Annotated in this window: 14 protein-coding genes; 1 reads left to right on the top strand and 13 read right to left on the bottom strand. The window is 71.1% G+C overall.

Annotated features, from left to right (window positions below):
• Positions 1-85 precede the first annotated feature (85 nt).
• From OG272_RS03315 to OG272_RS03265, 11 genes are all read right to left on the bottom strand, one after another.
• Positions 86-733, bottom strand: coding sequence for a class I SAM-dependent methyltransferase (locus OG272_RS03315; RefSeq protein WP_326585074.1), 648 nt, complete (start codon positions 731-733; stop codon positions 86-88).
• A gap of 562 nt (positions 734-1,295) precedes the next feature.
• Positions 1,296-2,150, bottom strand: coding sequence for a class I SAM-dependent methyltransferase (locus tag OG272_RS03310; RefSeq protein ID WP_405892480.1), 855 nt, complete (start codon positions 2,148-2,150; stop codon positions 1,296-1,298).
• Positions 2,147-2,338, bottom strand: a complete 192-nt coding sequence (locus OG272_RS03305) for a hypothetical protein (protein ID WP_326585076.1) — start codon at positions 2,336-2,338, stop codon at positions 2,147-2,149. The genes OG272_RS03310 and OG272_RS03305 overlap by 4 nt, the downstream gene beginning before the upstream one ends.
• 45 nt (positions 2,339-2,383) lie before the next feature.
• Complete coding sequence (locus tag OG272_RS03300; protein WP_405892478.1) at positions 2,384-4,276, bottom strand: ABC transporter ATP-binding protein; 1,893 nt, start codon at positions 4,274-4,276, stop codon at positions 2,384-2,386.
• 39 nt (positions 4,277-4,315) lie between these two features.
• Positions 4,316-4,441: a hypothetical protein gene (locus OG272_RS03295; protein ID WP_326585078.1), complete on the bottom strand. Its 126-nt coding sequence runs from the start codon at positions 4,439-4,441 to the stop codon at positions 4,316-4,318.
• A 2-nt stretch (positions 4,442-4,443) separates the two neighbouring features.
• The gene (locus OG272_RS03290) at positions 4,444-5,064 is read right to left on the bottom strand and encodes a hypothetical protein (RefSeq protein WP_405892476.1); all 621 of its coding nucleotides are present in this window, start codon (positions 5,062-5,064) and stop codon (positions 4,444-4,446) included.
• Positions 5,061-6,980: an alpha/beta fold hydrolase gene (locus tag OG272_RS03285; RefSeq protein WP_405892475.1), complete on the bottom strand. Its 1,920-nt coding sequence runs from the start codon at positions 6,978-6,980 to the stop codon at positions 5,061-5,063. Before OG272_RS03285 ends, OG272_RS03290 begins: the two co-directional genes overlap by 4 nt.
• A 115-nt stretch (positions 6,981-7,095) precedes the next feature.
• Positions 7,096-7,365 (bottom strand): hypothetical protein, encoded by a 270-nt coding sequence (locus tag OG272_RS03280; RefSeq protein WP_327731561.1) that lies wholly within the window; start codon positions 7,363-7,365, stop codon positions 7,096-7,098.
• 223 nt (positions 7,366-7,588) lie between these two features.
• Entirely contained in the window at positions 7,589-9,019 is a 1,431-nt protein-coding gene (locus tag OG272_RS03275) for a phytoene desaturase family protein (RefSeq protein WP_405892472.1), read from the bottom strand.
• Positions 9,020-9,240: 221 nt separating this feature from the next.
• On the bottom strand, positions 9,241-10,584 hold the full coding sequence (locus OG272_RS03270) for a histidine kinase (RefSeq protein WP_327731565.1): 1,344 nt from the start codon (positions 10,582-10,584) through the stop codon (positions 9,241-9,243).
• A gap of 99 nt (positions 10,585-10,683) precedes the next feature.
• A complete protein-coding gene (locus tag OG272_RS03265; RefSeq protein WP_327731567.1) occupies positions 10,684-11,373 on the bottom strand; it encodes a response regulator transcription factor in 690 nt (229 codons plus the stop codon).
• A 154-nt stretch (positions 11,374-11,527) separates the two neighbouring features.
• Between OG272_RS03265 and OG272_RS03260 the strand changes: the two genes are divergently transcribed.
• A complete protein-coding gene (locus OG272_RS03260) occupies positions 11,528-12,007 on the top strand; it encodes a response regulator transcription factor (protein ID WP_405892470.1) in 480 nt (159 codons plus the stop codon).
• 158 nt (positions 12,008-12,165) lie between these two features.
• Here the strand turns inward: OG272_RS03260 and OG272_RS03255 are convergent, their stop codons facing one another.
• Both OG272_RS03255 and OG272_RS03250 read right to left on the bottom strand, forming a co-directional pair.
• On the bottom strand, positions 12,166-13,287 hold the full coding sequence (locus tag OG272_RS03255) for a sensor histidine kinase (RefSeq protein WP_405892468.1): 1,122 nt from the start codon (positions 13,285-13,287) through the stop codon (positions 12,166-12,168).
• Positions 13,284-13,961 (bottom strand): response regulator transcription factor, encoded by a 678-nt coding sequence (locus OG272_RS03250; protein WP_327731571.1) that lies wholly within the window; start codon positions 13,959-13,961, stop codon positions 13,284-13,286. The genes OG272_RS03255 and OG272_RS03250 overlap by 4 nt, the downstream gene beginning before the upstream one ends.
• Positions 13,962-13,966: the final 5 nt, after the last annotated feature.

The following is a 13,966-nucleotide window of genomic DNA, read 5'->3' as shown; positions in this document are numbered from 1 at the left end:
GCGGGCGGTGGTGTGGCGGCAGGGCGCCGAGCAAGGGTGCGGTGTTCGGGCATGCGGTCACGTGGTCGACGAGGCGGTCCCCTGCCTAGTCCTTGCGGGCGAGCAGTTGAACCTCCTTGAACTGCCTTCGGTCGGCGGGCTGAGGCTCGCGGACCATCCTGGCCACTTCGGCCAACCCGAACTCGCGCAGCGTCGCGGCGAGGTGATCAGGCCACCACCGATAGGCCGGCGCGACGGCGTGATCGAAGACCTGCGTCGGCTGAGACGGGTCGTCGCTTGCCGAAAAACTGACCAGCAGGTGGCCGCCGGGCGCCAGCACACGATGGAACTCCGCCAGGATGACGGGGAGTTCCCGTGGCGCAGTGTGGATGATGGACCAGCGTGAGAGCACGCCGCCCAGCGCGCCGTCGGCGATGTCCAGCGCGGCCATCGAGCCCACGTCGAACCGCAGGTCCGGATAGGCCTGTCGAGCCAACTCGATCATCGCAGGAGAGGCGTCGACGCCGAACGCCGCCAGCCCCAGCTCGTCCAGATGAGCGGTGATCTGGCCGGGTCCACACCCCAGGTCCGCGACCCGACCGTCCCCACCCGCACGGACGACCTCGGCGAAGGCGCCCAGGATCGCGCGGTCCAGGGGGCGGTCACGCAGCGTGTCGCGGAACAGCTCCGCATAGGTGGGGGCAACGGCGTCGTAAGCCTCGCGGGTGGCGTCGAGGGCATCGTGTTCGGCCATGCTCGCGACAGTAGTGCGTGGTCCCGGGGCGAGCCGAGTGAATCACGATCTTCCCGCCTGTTCGCCCGGGCCGTCGCTGGTTCACTCAGGACGAGTGGGAAGTGGCCCTGGGGCTGCTGGAAGACCGGCGCTGCCACGCGAAGGGCACCGGCCCCTCCCGCACGGTCTGGGAGGGGCCGGTGCACCTGGCCGTGGATGAAGTCGGGCATGAAGTCGGGGATGAAGCGGGGCGGGTCGCGTCAGCTCGACTCGACTCCGACCGTCAGGGGCCCGGCGTACCCGGCCGACTGAAGAGCTCCTGGCCGCCGGTGAACGAGCCGTCGGGGGTGAGTCGCACGATGACGTGCACCTTGAGGTGGATGTGGATGCACCGGCGGCGGTACCGGAGAATCCGGAGTACTCGCCGAGTACATCGGCGTGCCAGACCTCCACCAGGGCGTTGCTGATCGGGACGCAGGTGTCGTCGTCGACGACGGTGAGAGTGGTCAAGTCCCTCCCGGGGCATGGAGGTTGAGGATCGATGCCCTCCCGGAGCGCCGGGCCGGACGGCCTGCGCGGGCGGTCAGGGCTTGATGTAGGTGCAGATGGCCAAGGGGCTGTGCGGGCCGTACGGGGACGTGTCGGCGGGCCAGTCGCCGAAGCGGCGCTCGGGTAGGAGACCGGCGTCGCGCGCGTAGGCGTCCAGTTCGTCCGGGGCGGTGAGCCGGGAGACCTCGGTGCCGACACGGGTGGTGCCGTCGGACTCGTACCAGACGTGGGAGAGGTGCCACAGGGACCCCTCGGGCAGGAGGAGGGAGTGGCTCTGCAGTCCGGTGCCGGGTTCCGGGTAGGGAGTGAAGTACGTGGCGCGGGCGCGGCCTTCGTGCAGGGTGAGGATGGCCGGCTTGTTGTGGGTCTCCACGACGAGTCGGCCGCCGGGGGTCAGCAGGTCGGCGGCGCGCTGCACGGCCTGTCGCTGTTCCTCGGGGGTCAGCAGCATCGACAGGGTGGCGCAGACGGCGTAGACGAGCCCTACGGTGCGGTCGGCGGTGTACGTGCGGATGTCGGCGTGCAGAGGCTCGACGGGGGTGTCGTCGGTCAGGTTCCTGCGCAGAAGTTCGAGCATCTCGGGCGAGGAGTCGACGCCGGTGATCCTGCCGACGCGGCGCGACAGCGGGAGCGCGATCCGCCCGTTGCCGACGCCGAACTCGACGGTGCCCGAGGCCGGGTCGGGGTGGAGGGAGACCAGGCTCTCGACCTCGGCGGCGACGGACGCGTCGTCGGGGAAGAGGCGGTGGTACCAGTCGTCGAACTGCCGGCCGTAGCCGATGTCGTCGATGATGCCGGTCGTGGTGGAGTGGGCGGCCGTGGGCAAGGGGGTGGACGGGGCGGATGGGGTGGACGGGGCCGCGGTGGTGGGCGTGGCGGGTGTGCTCATGGGTGGTGCCTCCGCTTCTTGGTCGGTGTGGTCCTCGGATGGGCGTTCCTTCTGGCCTGTGAGCAGGCGCCGAACAGCACCACGAGGGCGGCGCCGATGACGGCGGGGGTACTGACGGCCCGGGTGGTGATCAGGAAGCCGACGATGCCGAGGGCCACCACGAACGGGATCAGCAGGAAGTCGTTCATCAGGTTCTCCTGTCGGGAATTCGTTCTCCTGTCGGGTTTTCTGGGTCAGGACGCCATGTCGCTGAGTTCCTGCAGTCGGGCGAGCCGGCGGTAGAGGTCGCTGTGCCGGTGGAGTTCGTCGTGGGTGCCGACGGCGTGCACCCTGCCCCGGTCGAGCACGACGATCTGCTGGGCCTCGGTGACGGTGGACAGCCGGTGGGCGATGGCGATGACCGCGCAGAAGCCGGAGATCATCGCGATGCTGTCGCGCAGCGCGTTCTCCGATTCGGTGTCGAGGTTGGCGGTGGCCTCGTCCAGAAGCAGGAACCGGGGCGCCTGCAGCAACGTACGGGCGATGGCGAGGCGTTGCCGTTGACCGCCCGACAGACCGGCGCCCCGGTCCCCGAGTTCGGTGTCCAGGCCGTGGGGGAGCGCGGCGATCACCTCGGTCAGGTTGGCCATGCGCAGCGCCTCGGCGATGTCCTTGTCGTCCGCGTCCGGCGCGCTGTAGGTGAGGTTCTCCCGGATGGTGCCGCGCAGCAGGGTGTGGTCCTGGTCGACGTAGCCGACGATGGACCGCAGTTGGTTGAGCGGCAGGTCGGTGATGTCCGTGCCGTCGATGCGGATCGCCCCGGACACCGGGTCGAAGAGCCGCTCGATCAGCTGGAAGACGGTCGACTTGCCACCGCCGGAGGGGCCGACGACGGCGGTCAGACCCTCGGACGGGACGGTGAAGGAGACCCCGTCGAGGACGACCTTGTCGCTGCCAGGATAGGAGAACCGGACGCCGTCGAAGGTGAGTCCGGGTTCGTACCCGCGCCCGAACGGGCGGGCGGCACGCGGCCGTTCCTCCGGCCGGCTGCTGTCCGGGTCCGTCTCGACCTCGATCTTGCCGAGCTCCGCGAGCCGCTCCACCGACGCTCTGCCGATCTGGAACTGCGCGATCGACTCGAACAGCGTCAGCAACGGCGCCACCAGGTAGAAGAGATAGAGGATGAACGCCGTCAGGTCGGCGGTGGGCATCGCCCCGGTCGCGGTGCGCGCCGCGCCCAGACCGATGACGACCGTCAGGGCGAGCTGGGTGCCGATGCTCATGGTCGGGTCGAGCAGCGACGACATCACCGTCACCTTGATCCCCGACTTCCGCGCCCGCCGGGCGATGGCCGCGATCCCCTCGGCCTCGCGGTCCTCGGCCCGGGAGGCCTTCACGGTGGGCATCGCCCCCAGCACCCGCAGCAGGGCGGAGCCGAAGGTGCCCAGGTCGGTCTGGTTGCGCACCGACACCTTCCGCACCCCGCGCGCCAGGTAGAGCGAGACGACGCTGGTCGCGCCGAGGCAGACCAGGGTGGCGGTCAGCAGCACGGTGTCGATCCAGGCCATCAGGGCGATCCCGCCGATGACCAGGAAGCTGTTGTTGAGGATGCTGTCGATCGCGTGCGTCATGGTGGAGCGGGCGAGCATGGTGTCGCTGACCATCCGGGAGAACACATCGCCCTGCTGCAGGCCGCTGTACGCCTTGAACCGGGAGCGCAGCAGCCGCGAGGCCAGGGTCCTGCGGATGTCGTAGACGATGTTCTCCCCGGCCAGCCCGATGACGTACGAGTGGAGTGCGCCCAGGGTGGCGTCGGCGAGGAACAGTGCCGCGCCCACCATGATCGGCCCGGTCAGCGAGCGCCCTTCGCCGACGGCGGCGACCAGTGAGCCGATGACCGCGGGCTGGGCCAGGGACGTCGCGGCTCCCAGCAGGCCGAGGACGATGCCGAGCAGGACCAGGCGGCGGTGCCGGCCCATGGCCCGCCAGGGTTTCGCTCCCTCGCCCCACAGCAGGTGCAGGTTGAGCTGGGGAACCGCCCGGTGCATGGCGCGCCGCCCGTCACCGGGCCTGCCCTCCTTCTCCAGGTTCACCGGCGGGGCCTGCGGGCGTGTGTGCCGTCCCCGGCCGGCCGACCGGTCACTCATCGCGCGCCCTCGGCCCCGTGGCGGCCGTCCGCGCCCCGTTCACTCGTGCTCCCTGCCGTCCTCTTCCGCTTCCGCCCGGTCCCTGGTGAGCCGCAGGCCCGCCTTGAGGAGGCCGACCGCGAAGATCAGGATTCCGAGGAGGATGAAGGGGGTGGCGATGTCCATGATCACACCTTCGCTGGAGTCTTGGCCGGGGTCCGCGTCAGCGGGGTGCCGGGGGCCTGCGGGTCGAGGGGGACGAACGGGGAGACGAACACGAGCTCAGGACGGTGGCGCGTGTCGTAGCCGGTGGCGCGGGCCAGGGCGAACTGGAAGCCCCGGACCTCCTCGGCCACGGGGCCCCGGGACCTGATGAGGACGCGCAGATGCTCGGTGACCATCCGGTACCCGGGAGTGCGTGAGGCGGCCTCGAAGCCACCGAACTCAAGGGTCGGGAGGATGTCGGCGCACGCGTCGAAGACCCCTTTGTCAGCGCGGCGCGTGGGGAACCACACGATGTGCTGGGGCTTGCGCGTCTCGGTCGTGAACGCGTCGTGCCACGGGGAGGCGTTGCCGTCCGCGTCCACCGTGCGGTACAGGAAGTGGCTGTCGTGCATGCAGGGATTGGGGGCGAAGAACCTCCAGTTCGGCACCAGGGACAGGATGTCCTTGGAGCGGAACCTGGAGAACTGCTCGAAGGGGTGCTGGCCCGCGACGGTGACGACCAGCATGGCGGCTCCGGCGATCCGCCAGGCCGCGCCTTCGCCGGTGAACGGATTCTCCAGCGGGAAACGTCGCAGGGTGCTCACCGCGCGGCCTCCTTGTCGAGCGTGACGGATCGGGTGGACCGCGGTGCCCGGGAGCGCTCGTCGACGCTCTGGAAGAACGCGAGGACGCGGTCCGTGACCTGGTTGGCGAGACGGCTGTTGATCAGCAGGGTGTCGTGTCCCGCGCCTTCGATGACCACCGTCTCGCTGGGCGCCCGGCGGTGGGCCTCGGCCAGTTCCCGGTGCATCAGCAGTTGTTCGGGGTCGCGGTCCACGGTCCGCTGGGCGGAGATCACCAGGGCGGGCACGCCCTCGATCGGGTCGAGCCGCCCGGGGAAGGCCTTGAAGTCCTCCTGCAGCGCCTTCCACTCGCGGCGTGCCGCGTACCACATCCGCGCGTCCGCGTACTGGGCGAAGACCTTGTCGTGATAGGCGGCGGGCAGTTCCTTGATCCACCACGGGCGCGTGAGGAGCGCCCCGGTGCCGAGGCGCAGTGCCCGGCTCATGGACGCGAAGGTGCCGCCCAGGCCGGCGCCGGACACCCTCTGCTGGGCCGAGCGGTTGAACTGGTCCGGGTGCGAGGAGTCGAGATACACGACGCCGTGCACCCGGTCGCCGAGGTGATGGACGGCTCGGCGGGCGAGTTCCCCGCCGATCGAGTGGCCGACCAGGATCACCTTGCGGTGCGGTGCCACGGCGCCGTTCACCAGGTCGACGAGGTCGTCGACGGACTCCGACAGCCGGTAGGCGGTGGTCGCCCCGCGGCGGCTGCCGGCGTATCCGGCGCGGGCGTAGGCGATGACGCCGTACGTGGTCTCGTAGGACAGGCGCTCGCTGATCCAGGCGTAGTGCTCGCTGGTGGACAGCAGACCGGCGGCGAGCACGAAGACCGGCCGCCCGGCGTCCCCCACCGACATCTCCTCGTACTGCAGCCGGTTGCCGTGCCGGGTCGTCAGCACGCGAGAGGTCCGCCAGCCCTCGGTGGTGCGGATGCGTCGCTGTACGGCGGTGACGGCAGCGGCCGCCGTCGCCCCCGCGAGCACGGTGAGGGCGGCCGGCAGAGCGCGGTCGTCGCGTCCCGCGACGGCGGGGTGAGTGCGGGGAGCCGAGGTGTAGGCGACCAGGGGGTGCATCGCGGGGAACGCGGTGGCGAACCTGCCGAGCCCCATGAAGTAGCCGTTGGCCAGGTGGAACGCGGCGGCGCTCGCGAGGACGGGACGGGTCAGCTTGCCGTCTTTGAGATAGGCGAGCGGGAAGAGGCACTCCAGCGCCAGCACGCTGTGGGCGAGCAGTTTGGCGGCCCGGGGGTTGTTCCGGATCCACGCGTGCATGCCCTCGTGGCCGTATGTGTGGGTGCGCATCACGCCCGGAAGTGCGGAGCCGTCGCGCCAGTCCGGGCCGAGCAGCTTGACCCAGCCGGAGATCAGGTAGGAGAGGTTGGACTGCAGGGCGACGTACCACAGCAGGGCGTCCTTGGCGGCCGGCGAGGGCACCAGGCGGGCGCCGCCGGTGGCGAGTTGCACGAGGGTCGCCACCTGGTCGGCGCCGTCGCTTCCGTAGTGCTGGCGAGGGCCGAGGAGGGCGGAGGTCGCACCGAGGAAGAGGCTGCCCGCCCCGCGCCAACCGGACTTGCCCGGCAGCAGCATGGCGGAGGCGACCGCGGCCCGTGTGACGTGCAGTGCCGTCGTGGTCCGGGTTCCGCTGGCGATGTCGACCAGTCGACGCAGCAGAGGATGCGCGTGCGCGATGCTGTCCTTGGCGATCTCCCAGTCGTTCATTCCCCCCTTGCCCATCTCGTGGCGCTGGGTGAGGTATTCGAGGGACGAGGTGAGGCTCGTCGCGGCGGCCAGCCGCTCCGACAGGCCCAGCGCACGGTCCCGGCCGACCGGCATCGGGCTGAACACCGCGGAGGCGACCCTGCCCGGCACCGCGGAAGTGATCCTTCGGACGAGTTTCATGGAACCTCTTTTCCTGGTACTTTTGAGCACGTTTTTTGCGTGCGGCGAAACCCGCTGCCGGACCAGAACAGCCCTCTGGTCCGACAGCGGGTTCCTATGAGTTCACCGCCGGTTGTCAGACCGCGGGCGGCGGACCGCCGGCCGCGGCGAGCGCGGCCGCGTTCTGGGCGTTGGCCTCCGCCGCCAGGTTGTTGGCCTCCGCGGCCTGCGCGACACCGACCGTGGCGCCGATGCCGGCCAGGGTGGCGCCGACGCCCTCGGCCGCCTGGGCGATCCTGCCGATCCGGGCGATCCGCGGGGTGCCCAGGGTCGGGCGAGCGGCGACGTAGACGACACCCTCGACGGGGATTTCCACGCTGTTCAGCGCGTTCTCGATGCTGCTCATTTCTTTCATCCTCTCGCGTTCGGGACTTCGGAAGTTCTTTTCTTCCGGTGCCCTTCTGGAGAAAACATTAGGCTCTCGCCGGCCGCCTCCGCATCGATAAAATTACCTATTGTTGAGCGCTGCCTTTCGCTCCGGAAACAGACTCCTGCGGGCACGGAAAAGGCCTGGACCGAAGAGGTCCAGGCCTTTTCCGGGACGGTGCGGGCCGCGGCGCCCTCCCGGTTCATCCTTTCCCGCGTCGCCGCCCGAGATCGCGCAGGGCCGACGCGGCGGCGTTCGCGCCGCACATGCCGTGGGCGCCGGCGCCCGGTGGTGATGCCGCGGAGCAGATGTACGTCCCGGGGACCCCCGTGCGGTACGGGTCGAGCGCGACGCGGGGACGCATTGCCAGCTGGAAGGCGGTGTTCGCCCCGGTGACGATGTCCCCGCCGACGTAGTTCGGGTTGTAGTCCTCGAAGGCGGCCGGCGGGCGGACGGCCATGTCGAGGACACGTTCACGGAACCCCGGGGCGAACCGCTCGATCTGCCCGACGATCGCCTCGGTCGCGTCGCCGTCGTAGCCGTGCGGAACGTGTGCGTAGGTCCAGAGGGGGTGGAGGTCGCCCTTCGAACGCCGTGGATCGGCCAGATACTGCTGCCCGACCAGGACGAACGGCCGCTCCGGCATACGCCCGGCGTGGATCGCCCGCTCGGTGGCGGCGACCTCCTCGTAGGCCCCGCCGAGGTGGACGGTGCCGGCCCGGCGGGCCGCCTCGTTGGCCCAGGGCACACCGTCCTGGACGGCGAAGTCGACCTTGAAGGCGCCCGGGCCGTGGCGGTAGCGGCGATAGGCCCGGGCCACCCGCCCCGGCAGCCTGTCGCCGAGGATGTCGGCGACCGCACGGGGGGCGAGGTCGAAGAGGACCAGGTCGGCCGGGGGCAGATCGGCAGGGGAGAGCACCCGTACACCGGTCTCGATCCGGCCGCCGAACTCCGTGAGCTGCGCCGCGAGCGCGTCGCCGATCGCCCGGGAACCACCCGCGGCCACCGGCCAGCCATACCGGTGACCGGCGGCGATGATCGTCAGGCCGACCGCGGCGCTGGCCGGCCGGTCGAACGGGCGGAACGCGTGCGCGGCCACCCCGGCGAAGAGCGCGCGGGCGCTCTGCGACCGCCAGCGCCGGGCCACCACGGCGGTGGGCAGCAGGGCCTGCGGACCGAACGCGGCCAGGCGCAGCGGATGGCGCGGCCGATGGAGGAGCGGCTGCATGAGGTCCTCGGCGAGCGCGTCGTAGCCGTCCGCGAGCGGCCGGAAGACGCGCCGCCACCTCCGGCCGTCGCCGTCACCGAGGCCGTCGGCCGTCTCCTCCACCGACCGGTGCAGGACCCCGGCCTCGCCGGAGTCCAGCGGATGCACGCAGTCGATGTCCGGCAGGCGCCAGGTCAGGCCGTGGCGGCCGAGATCGAGGCCGCGCAGGAACGGGGAGCCGACGGCCATGGGGTGTGTGGCGGAGCAGTGGTCGTGCAGGAGGCCCGGGGTCAGTTCGCTGGTGCGGGTGCCGCCTCCGATGGTGTCGGCGGCTTCGAGGACGGTGACCTCGACGCCCTCCCGGGCGAGGAACACGGCGGCCGCGAGACCGTTCGGACCGCTGCCCACCACGACGGCCGTAGTCATACGTCTCCTGCGTCTCCTTTACGACGGGCGCCGGTCCACCGGTTCGCGAAGTGGCGTACGGGAAAAGCGGTGGACCGGGCCCTCGAAAAGGCCCGGTCCGGGCCGATTCACCACTCTGCGGGACGTGAGAAGGCCGTCCCGGCGCCTCTGGGTCTTCGACATTAGAGGGTGGGCCGTCCCGGCGCGATGCGCAGAATTGCCTAATTCCCGCCCCGGACCGCCTAACTCGCGTCCCAACTCATGTCCGGCTCGGGCTCCGCATGCGCATGCGGTTTGGCATGGCGTCCGGATGTCCGGCGGGACGCCGGACCCGCGTCCGCGGCCCCTTCCGCGTCCTGCGGCGCGGCTTCCGGGAGTACCGGGAAATGGGCGATGACCCACCAGCCGCTGTCGTCGGCGGGGCCCGCCGCCAGGGAGCCGCCGACCGCCTCCGCCCGCTCGCGCAGCCCGACCAGGCCGTAGCCGCCACGGCCTCCCGTGGGGCGGGAGACCCGCCGCTCGGGCGCCTTGTTGTACACGTCGACCCGGAGCAGGTCGCCGCGGGTGCGGTGGACGCGCACGGTCGCCTGGGTGCCCGGTGCGTGCCGTCGGACGTTGGTCAGCGCCTCCTGCACCACGCGGTGGACCGCGGAGCCCACCTCGGGCAGCAGTCCGCTCCGCCGGGCGGCTCCGGTGATCTCCAGTTGGGCCGTCGATCCGTCACCCTGGTCGCTGAACGCCGAGACCAGCTTGGTGAGTTCGGCGTACGGCTCCTCGGGGCGCTCGATGGAGGTCTGCTCGCCGTCCTCGCGCAGCACCCGGATCAGGCGGCGCATGGAGTCCATGGTCCGCTGCCCGGCCTCGGCGATGTTGCCCAGGATGGGGCCGACCTGCTGGGGCGCACTCTCGTGGATCACACCGGCGGCGTGTGCCTGCGCGATGATGCCCGTCACATGGTGGGCGACGAAGTCGTGCAGTTCCCGGGCGAGTTGAATCCGCTCGGCGAGCCGGACGGCGGCGATCGTACGGCGACGCCGGGCGTCCAGGGTGCGCAGATAGCAGCCCGCCCCGACGGCCCCGCCGACGGCGAACGTCAGCAGGAAGGGGTAGGTCAGGGTGATTCCCGTACCCCCGGTGCGCAGGGGTTCGTCGATGACGCTGGCCCCCATCGCGCCGGCCAGGGCGAGGGCGACGCCGGGCCGGGTGACCTTGCGGCAGGTGCGGGCGAGCAGGACCAGCATGCACGCCGTCTCCAGCAGGCCCCATGCGGGCAGGGCCAGCCCCATCAGGGAGGTGCCCAGCGTCACCGTCGTCGAGGCGGCCGCGGAGAGCCCCGCCCGCCACTCGATGCTCAGCCTCGATTCCGGCACCAGCACCAGCGCCAGGGCGACGGGGCCGGTCAGGAGCGGTAGCCAGTCGAGGGGGCCCTGGTGCTGCGATCCGATGATGCCCACGTCGAGCAGCCACAGCACGCCCAGCGCCGGGTACAGGGTGCGGTGGTTCAGCCGCTGCGCGGGTAACCGCGGAGGGCCGAGGTGCGGCTGGGTCGCTCGTGCCGAGAGTGCCGCGAGTGACGAAGTTGTCATGGAAGGGCAGGTTAGGCATGGGCATGCCTCCCCGGCAGAGGGTGGATCGATCTGTGGGGAGCGACACAGATCAACTACAGGACATTCACGGAATCACCGTCAACGCCCGGGCCGGACCGTTCCGTTGGCCCAGGCCCACGCGGCCACCTCGACGCGGTTGCGTACGCCCAGCTTGTGGTGGATGTGGCCCAGGTGCGTCTTCACGGTGGACAGGGACAGACACAGTTCGTCGCTGATCTCCTGGTTGGTGCGGCCCACCGCGACCAGCCTGGCGACCTCCAACTCCCGTGCGCTGAGGGCTGATTCGGGCACACCGCAGCCGTCCGCCGGGGTCGACGCCCGCTCCTCCAGCTGCTTCAGCAGCCGGACCGTCACCCCGGGCGAGACCAGCGCGTCACCACGCGCCGCCGCCCGCACCGCCTCGATCAGCAACGCGGGCGCGGCGTCCTTGAGCAGGAAGCCGCAAGCTCCGTTGCGCAGGGCGATGTTGAGGTAGTCGTCCTGGTCGAAGCTGGTGACCACCACGACCTGGGTCGGGTGCGTGGCCCCCGGTCCGGACAGCAGCCGGGTCACCTCCAGCCCGTCCAGCTTCGGCATACGGACGTCCACCAGGCACACGTCCGGCCGCAACGTGCGCGCCAGTTCCACGCACGCGAGTCCGTCGGCGGCCTCTCCGACCACCTCGATGCCTTCCTGGGCGTCGAGGATGAGCCGGAAACCGGCCCGGACCAGATCCTGATCGTCGGCGATCATCACACGCGTGGGGGTGCTGCTCACGCGGCCGAGCATGCCATGGATCACGTGGCCGGTCCGGCGGTCCGCAGAAGCCGAAGGTCGAACGGCCGTATGCAAAGGGGCGGTTGGTGCTTTCCCGGCGAAGGATCCGCCGTGGGCGGAAGGGTGCAGGCCGATCGGCCGATGACTACTGCCGGGTATCGGTCGAATGGTCGATGACCGGGGGCCGGGTGTCACGGAAGAGTCACAGCGCACCCGACGGACGACACGGGGTTTCTCGACCCCCTTTCGAACAAGGCAGGCACCCATGACAGTGGACAGCTCCGGCCGACTCAGCGCCCGGGAACTGGAGATCCTCCTTCTGGCAGCCCACGGGATGTCGGACGCGGACATGTCCCATCAGCTGTCGATCTCACCCCGCACGGTGGCTTCCCATATGCGCAGCATCCGGGAGAAGTTGTGCGCGAAGAACCGCACCCATCTCATCGTGACGGCCCTGCGTGCAGGGATCCTCGCACTGCGGACCGACAGGCCGGACGGGTTTGGTCTTCCGGACAGGTCGGACAGGTCGGACAGGCCGGTCCGTGTGGATCGCTCGGGGTGGCCGGACCGACTCGACCGCTTTGACGAAACGTTCCGCTTGACGGGGCGGAGCGGGGTCAGGGCTCGGCCCGTCGGCGTCGCGTAACGCGTGACCGAGTGCCCCGGGCCGGACTCGGCCCGGGGCACTTCGGGCCGACGCCGTGGACATCGCGAGCCTGTCCTGCGATCGGGCCCCCGACCGAGCCCGACGGGTGGTCGGGCCGTGAGGGGCGGCTCGCTGCCGCAGGCCAGCCCCGGGGCGGCTCATTGTGCTGCGTCGACCGGCAGCTCCAGACGCAGCTCGTAGCCCCCGTCCCCCAGGTGCCGGGACGTGACCGTTCCGCCGAGGAGTTCGGCGCGCTGGCGCAGGCCGATCAGGCCGTGGTGGGCGCCCGGGAGGGAGAGGGCCGGGCGGCTGGGCGCGGTGTTGGTGACGGTCGCGCGGAGGGTGCCGTCCCGCTGGCGGACACGGATGGTGGCCGTGGCGCCGGGGGCGTGCTTGCGGATGTTGGTGAGGGCTTCCTGGACCGTGCGGTAGACGGCGCGCTGGACGGGCGGCGGGAGGCCGTCCGGCAGGTCCGTCCGCAGGTCGGTGTCGATACCGCTGCCGGTGACGAGCCGGTCGAGGTCGGCGAGGGAGGGCTGCGGAGTGAGTTCGGTGGGGCGACTGCCGGAGGCGCGCAGTACGCCGACCATGTGCCGCAGCTCGTCCAGGGTCTGCACGCTGAGCAGCCGTAGCGTGGCCGCGGCCTCCTTCGTCTCCGGGTCCCGGCCGGCGACCTGGAGGGCTCCGGCGCGGACGGCGATCAGACTGACCTGGTGGGAGACGGCGTCGTGCATCTCCCGGGCGAGCTGGGCGCGTTCCTGCGCCAGGACGCCCTGCGCGATCAGCAGCCGCTCGTGCTCACGCGCCTCGGAGACCTCCACGAGACGCAGTGACAGCTCCCGACGGGCCTGGACGAGCTGCCCGAGGAAGAGGGGCGCGGTCGCCTGCGCCAAGCTGTAGGAGAGCGGGATCAGGGCATGGCGGTCGGACAGGTCGGCGAACTCCGGTGAGGGCCAGGACCACCAGGTGAGGTCGCAGACCGTGAACCCCAGCGCGCAGACGGCCAACGGCACTCGGTGGTGGGTGCGCGAGGCGAGGGTGTACAGCGCCACCAGCGTGGCGAACACCGCGTCCGTGAACAGGGCGGTCGGCAGGGTGAGCAGGAAGGTCGGCAGCGGCAGACTGCGGCGCATGACGAGCGCGAAGGCCGCGAGCAGGGCGGCGGCCAACTCGTGGGGGTGATGGGTGCCCACGTCATGGATCCACACGTCCAGCAGCGACGTCGTGACGAGCACGGCATCCGTCGTCGGCCCGTGCGGGGTGCGGGTGGGGGGCCTCATCCGTCCTCCCGTCCGCGGCCGACGGGGCGCGACGGCCTGAGCAGGCCCGCCCGCTCGGCCAGCAGCGCCGCCTGTACTCGGCTGCCCACCTCCAACTTGGTGAGGAGCGCGCTCACATGGTCCTTGACCGTCCCCGTGCTCAGGTGCATCCGGTCACCGATGTCGGTGTTGGACAGCCCTTCGGTGATGAGGACGAGAACGGCACGCTCGCGTTCGGTCAGCCGTCCCACGAGCCGTACGGCGGCCTCCCGGGGGCCGTTGTCCAGGTAGCCGTCGACCACGGTGCGGGTCACCCGGGACGACAGCACGACCCCGCCGGCCGCCAATGTCCGTACGAGATACGGCAGTTGTTCCGGGTCGGTGTCCTTGAGCAGGAAACCGGCGGCCCCCGAGCGCAGGGCGGCCGCCACGTACTCGTCCATGTCGAAGGTGGTGAGCATGGCCACCACGGGAGGGCGGGGGAGTCTGCGGAGTTCGGCGAGGACGGTGAGCCCGTCCACGTCCGGCATGCGGATGTCCAGCAGGACGACCTCGGGGCGCAGCTCCCGCACGGCCTGGACCGCCCGGCCGCCGGGGACCGCCGCCACCACGTCGAGGTCGTCCGAGGAGTTGAGGATGTGCTGGAAGCCCGTACGGATCAGGGCTTCGTCGTCGACCACCAGTACCCGGATCACCTGTG

Origin of the sequence: Streptomyces sp. NBC_00104, from assembly GCF_045160825.1 — a bacterium.
GTDB lineage: Bacteria > Actinomycetota > Actinomycetes > Streptomycetales > Streptomycetaceae > Streptomyces.
This window is presented reverse-complemented; position numbering and strand designations above follow the sequence as displayed.

What these genes read in the sequence shown, in the direction of transcription:
- OG272_RS03295 (WP_326585078.1), bottom strand. Translation starts at nt 4,441, where the DNA reads ATGGACATCGCCACCCCCTTCATCCTCCTCGGAATCCTGATCTTCGCG.
- OG272_RS03270 (WP_327731565.1), bottom strand. Translation starts at nt 10,584, where the DNA reads ATGACAACTTCGTCACTCGCGGCACTCTCGGCACGAGCGACCCAGCCG.
- OG272_RS03275 (WP_405892472.1), bottom strand. Translation starts at nt 9,019, where the DNA reads ATGACTACGGCCGTCGTGGTGGGCAGCGGTCCGAACGGTCTCGCGGCC.
- OG272_RS03300 (WP_405892478.1), bottom strand. Translation starts at nt 4,276, where the DNA reads ATGAGTGACCGGTCGGCCGGCCGGGGACGGCACACACGCCCGCAGGCC.
- OG272_RS03315 (WP_326585074.1), bottom strand. Translation starts at nt 733, where the DNA reads ATGGCCGAACACGATGCCCTCGACGCCACCCGCGAGGCTTACGACGCC.
- OG272_RS03260 (WP_405892470.1), top strand. Translation starts at nt 11,528, where the DNA reads ATGGTCGATGACCGGGGGCCGGGTGTCACGGAAGAGTCACAGCGCACC.
- OG272_RS03280 (WP_327731561.1), bottom strand. Translation starts at nt 7,365, where the DNA reads ATGAGCAGCATCGAGAACGCGCTGAACAGCGTGGAAATCCCCGTCGAG.
- OG272_RS03305 (WP_326585076.1), bottom strand. Translation starts at nt 2,338, where the DNA reads ATGAACGACTTCCTGCTGATCCCGTTCGTGGTGGCCCTCGGCATCGTC.
- OG272_RS03255 (WP_405892468.1), bottom strand. Translation starts at nt 13,287, where the DNA reads ATGAGGCCCCCCACCCGCACCCCGCACGGGCCGACGACGGATGCCGTG.
- OG272_RS03285 (WP_405892475.1), bottom strand. Translation starts at nt 6,980, where the DNA reads ATGAAACTCGTCCGAAGGATCACTTCCGCGGTGCCGGGCAGGGTCGCC.
- OG272_RS03310 (WP_405892480.1), bottom strand. Translation starts at nt 2,150, where the DNA reads ATGAGCACACCCGCCACGCCCACCACCGCGGCCCCGTCCACCCCATCC.
- OG272_RS03265 (WP_327731567.1), bottom strand. Translation starts at nt 11,373, where the DNA reads ATGCTCGGCCGCGTGAGCAGCACCCCCACGCGTGTGATGATCGCCGAC.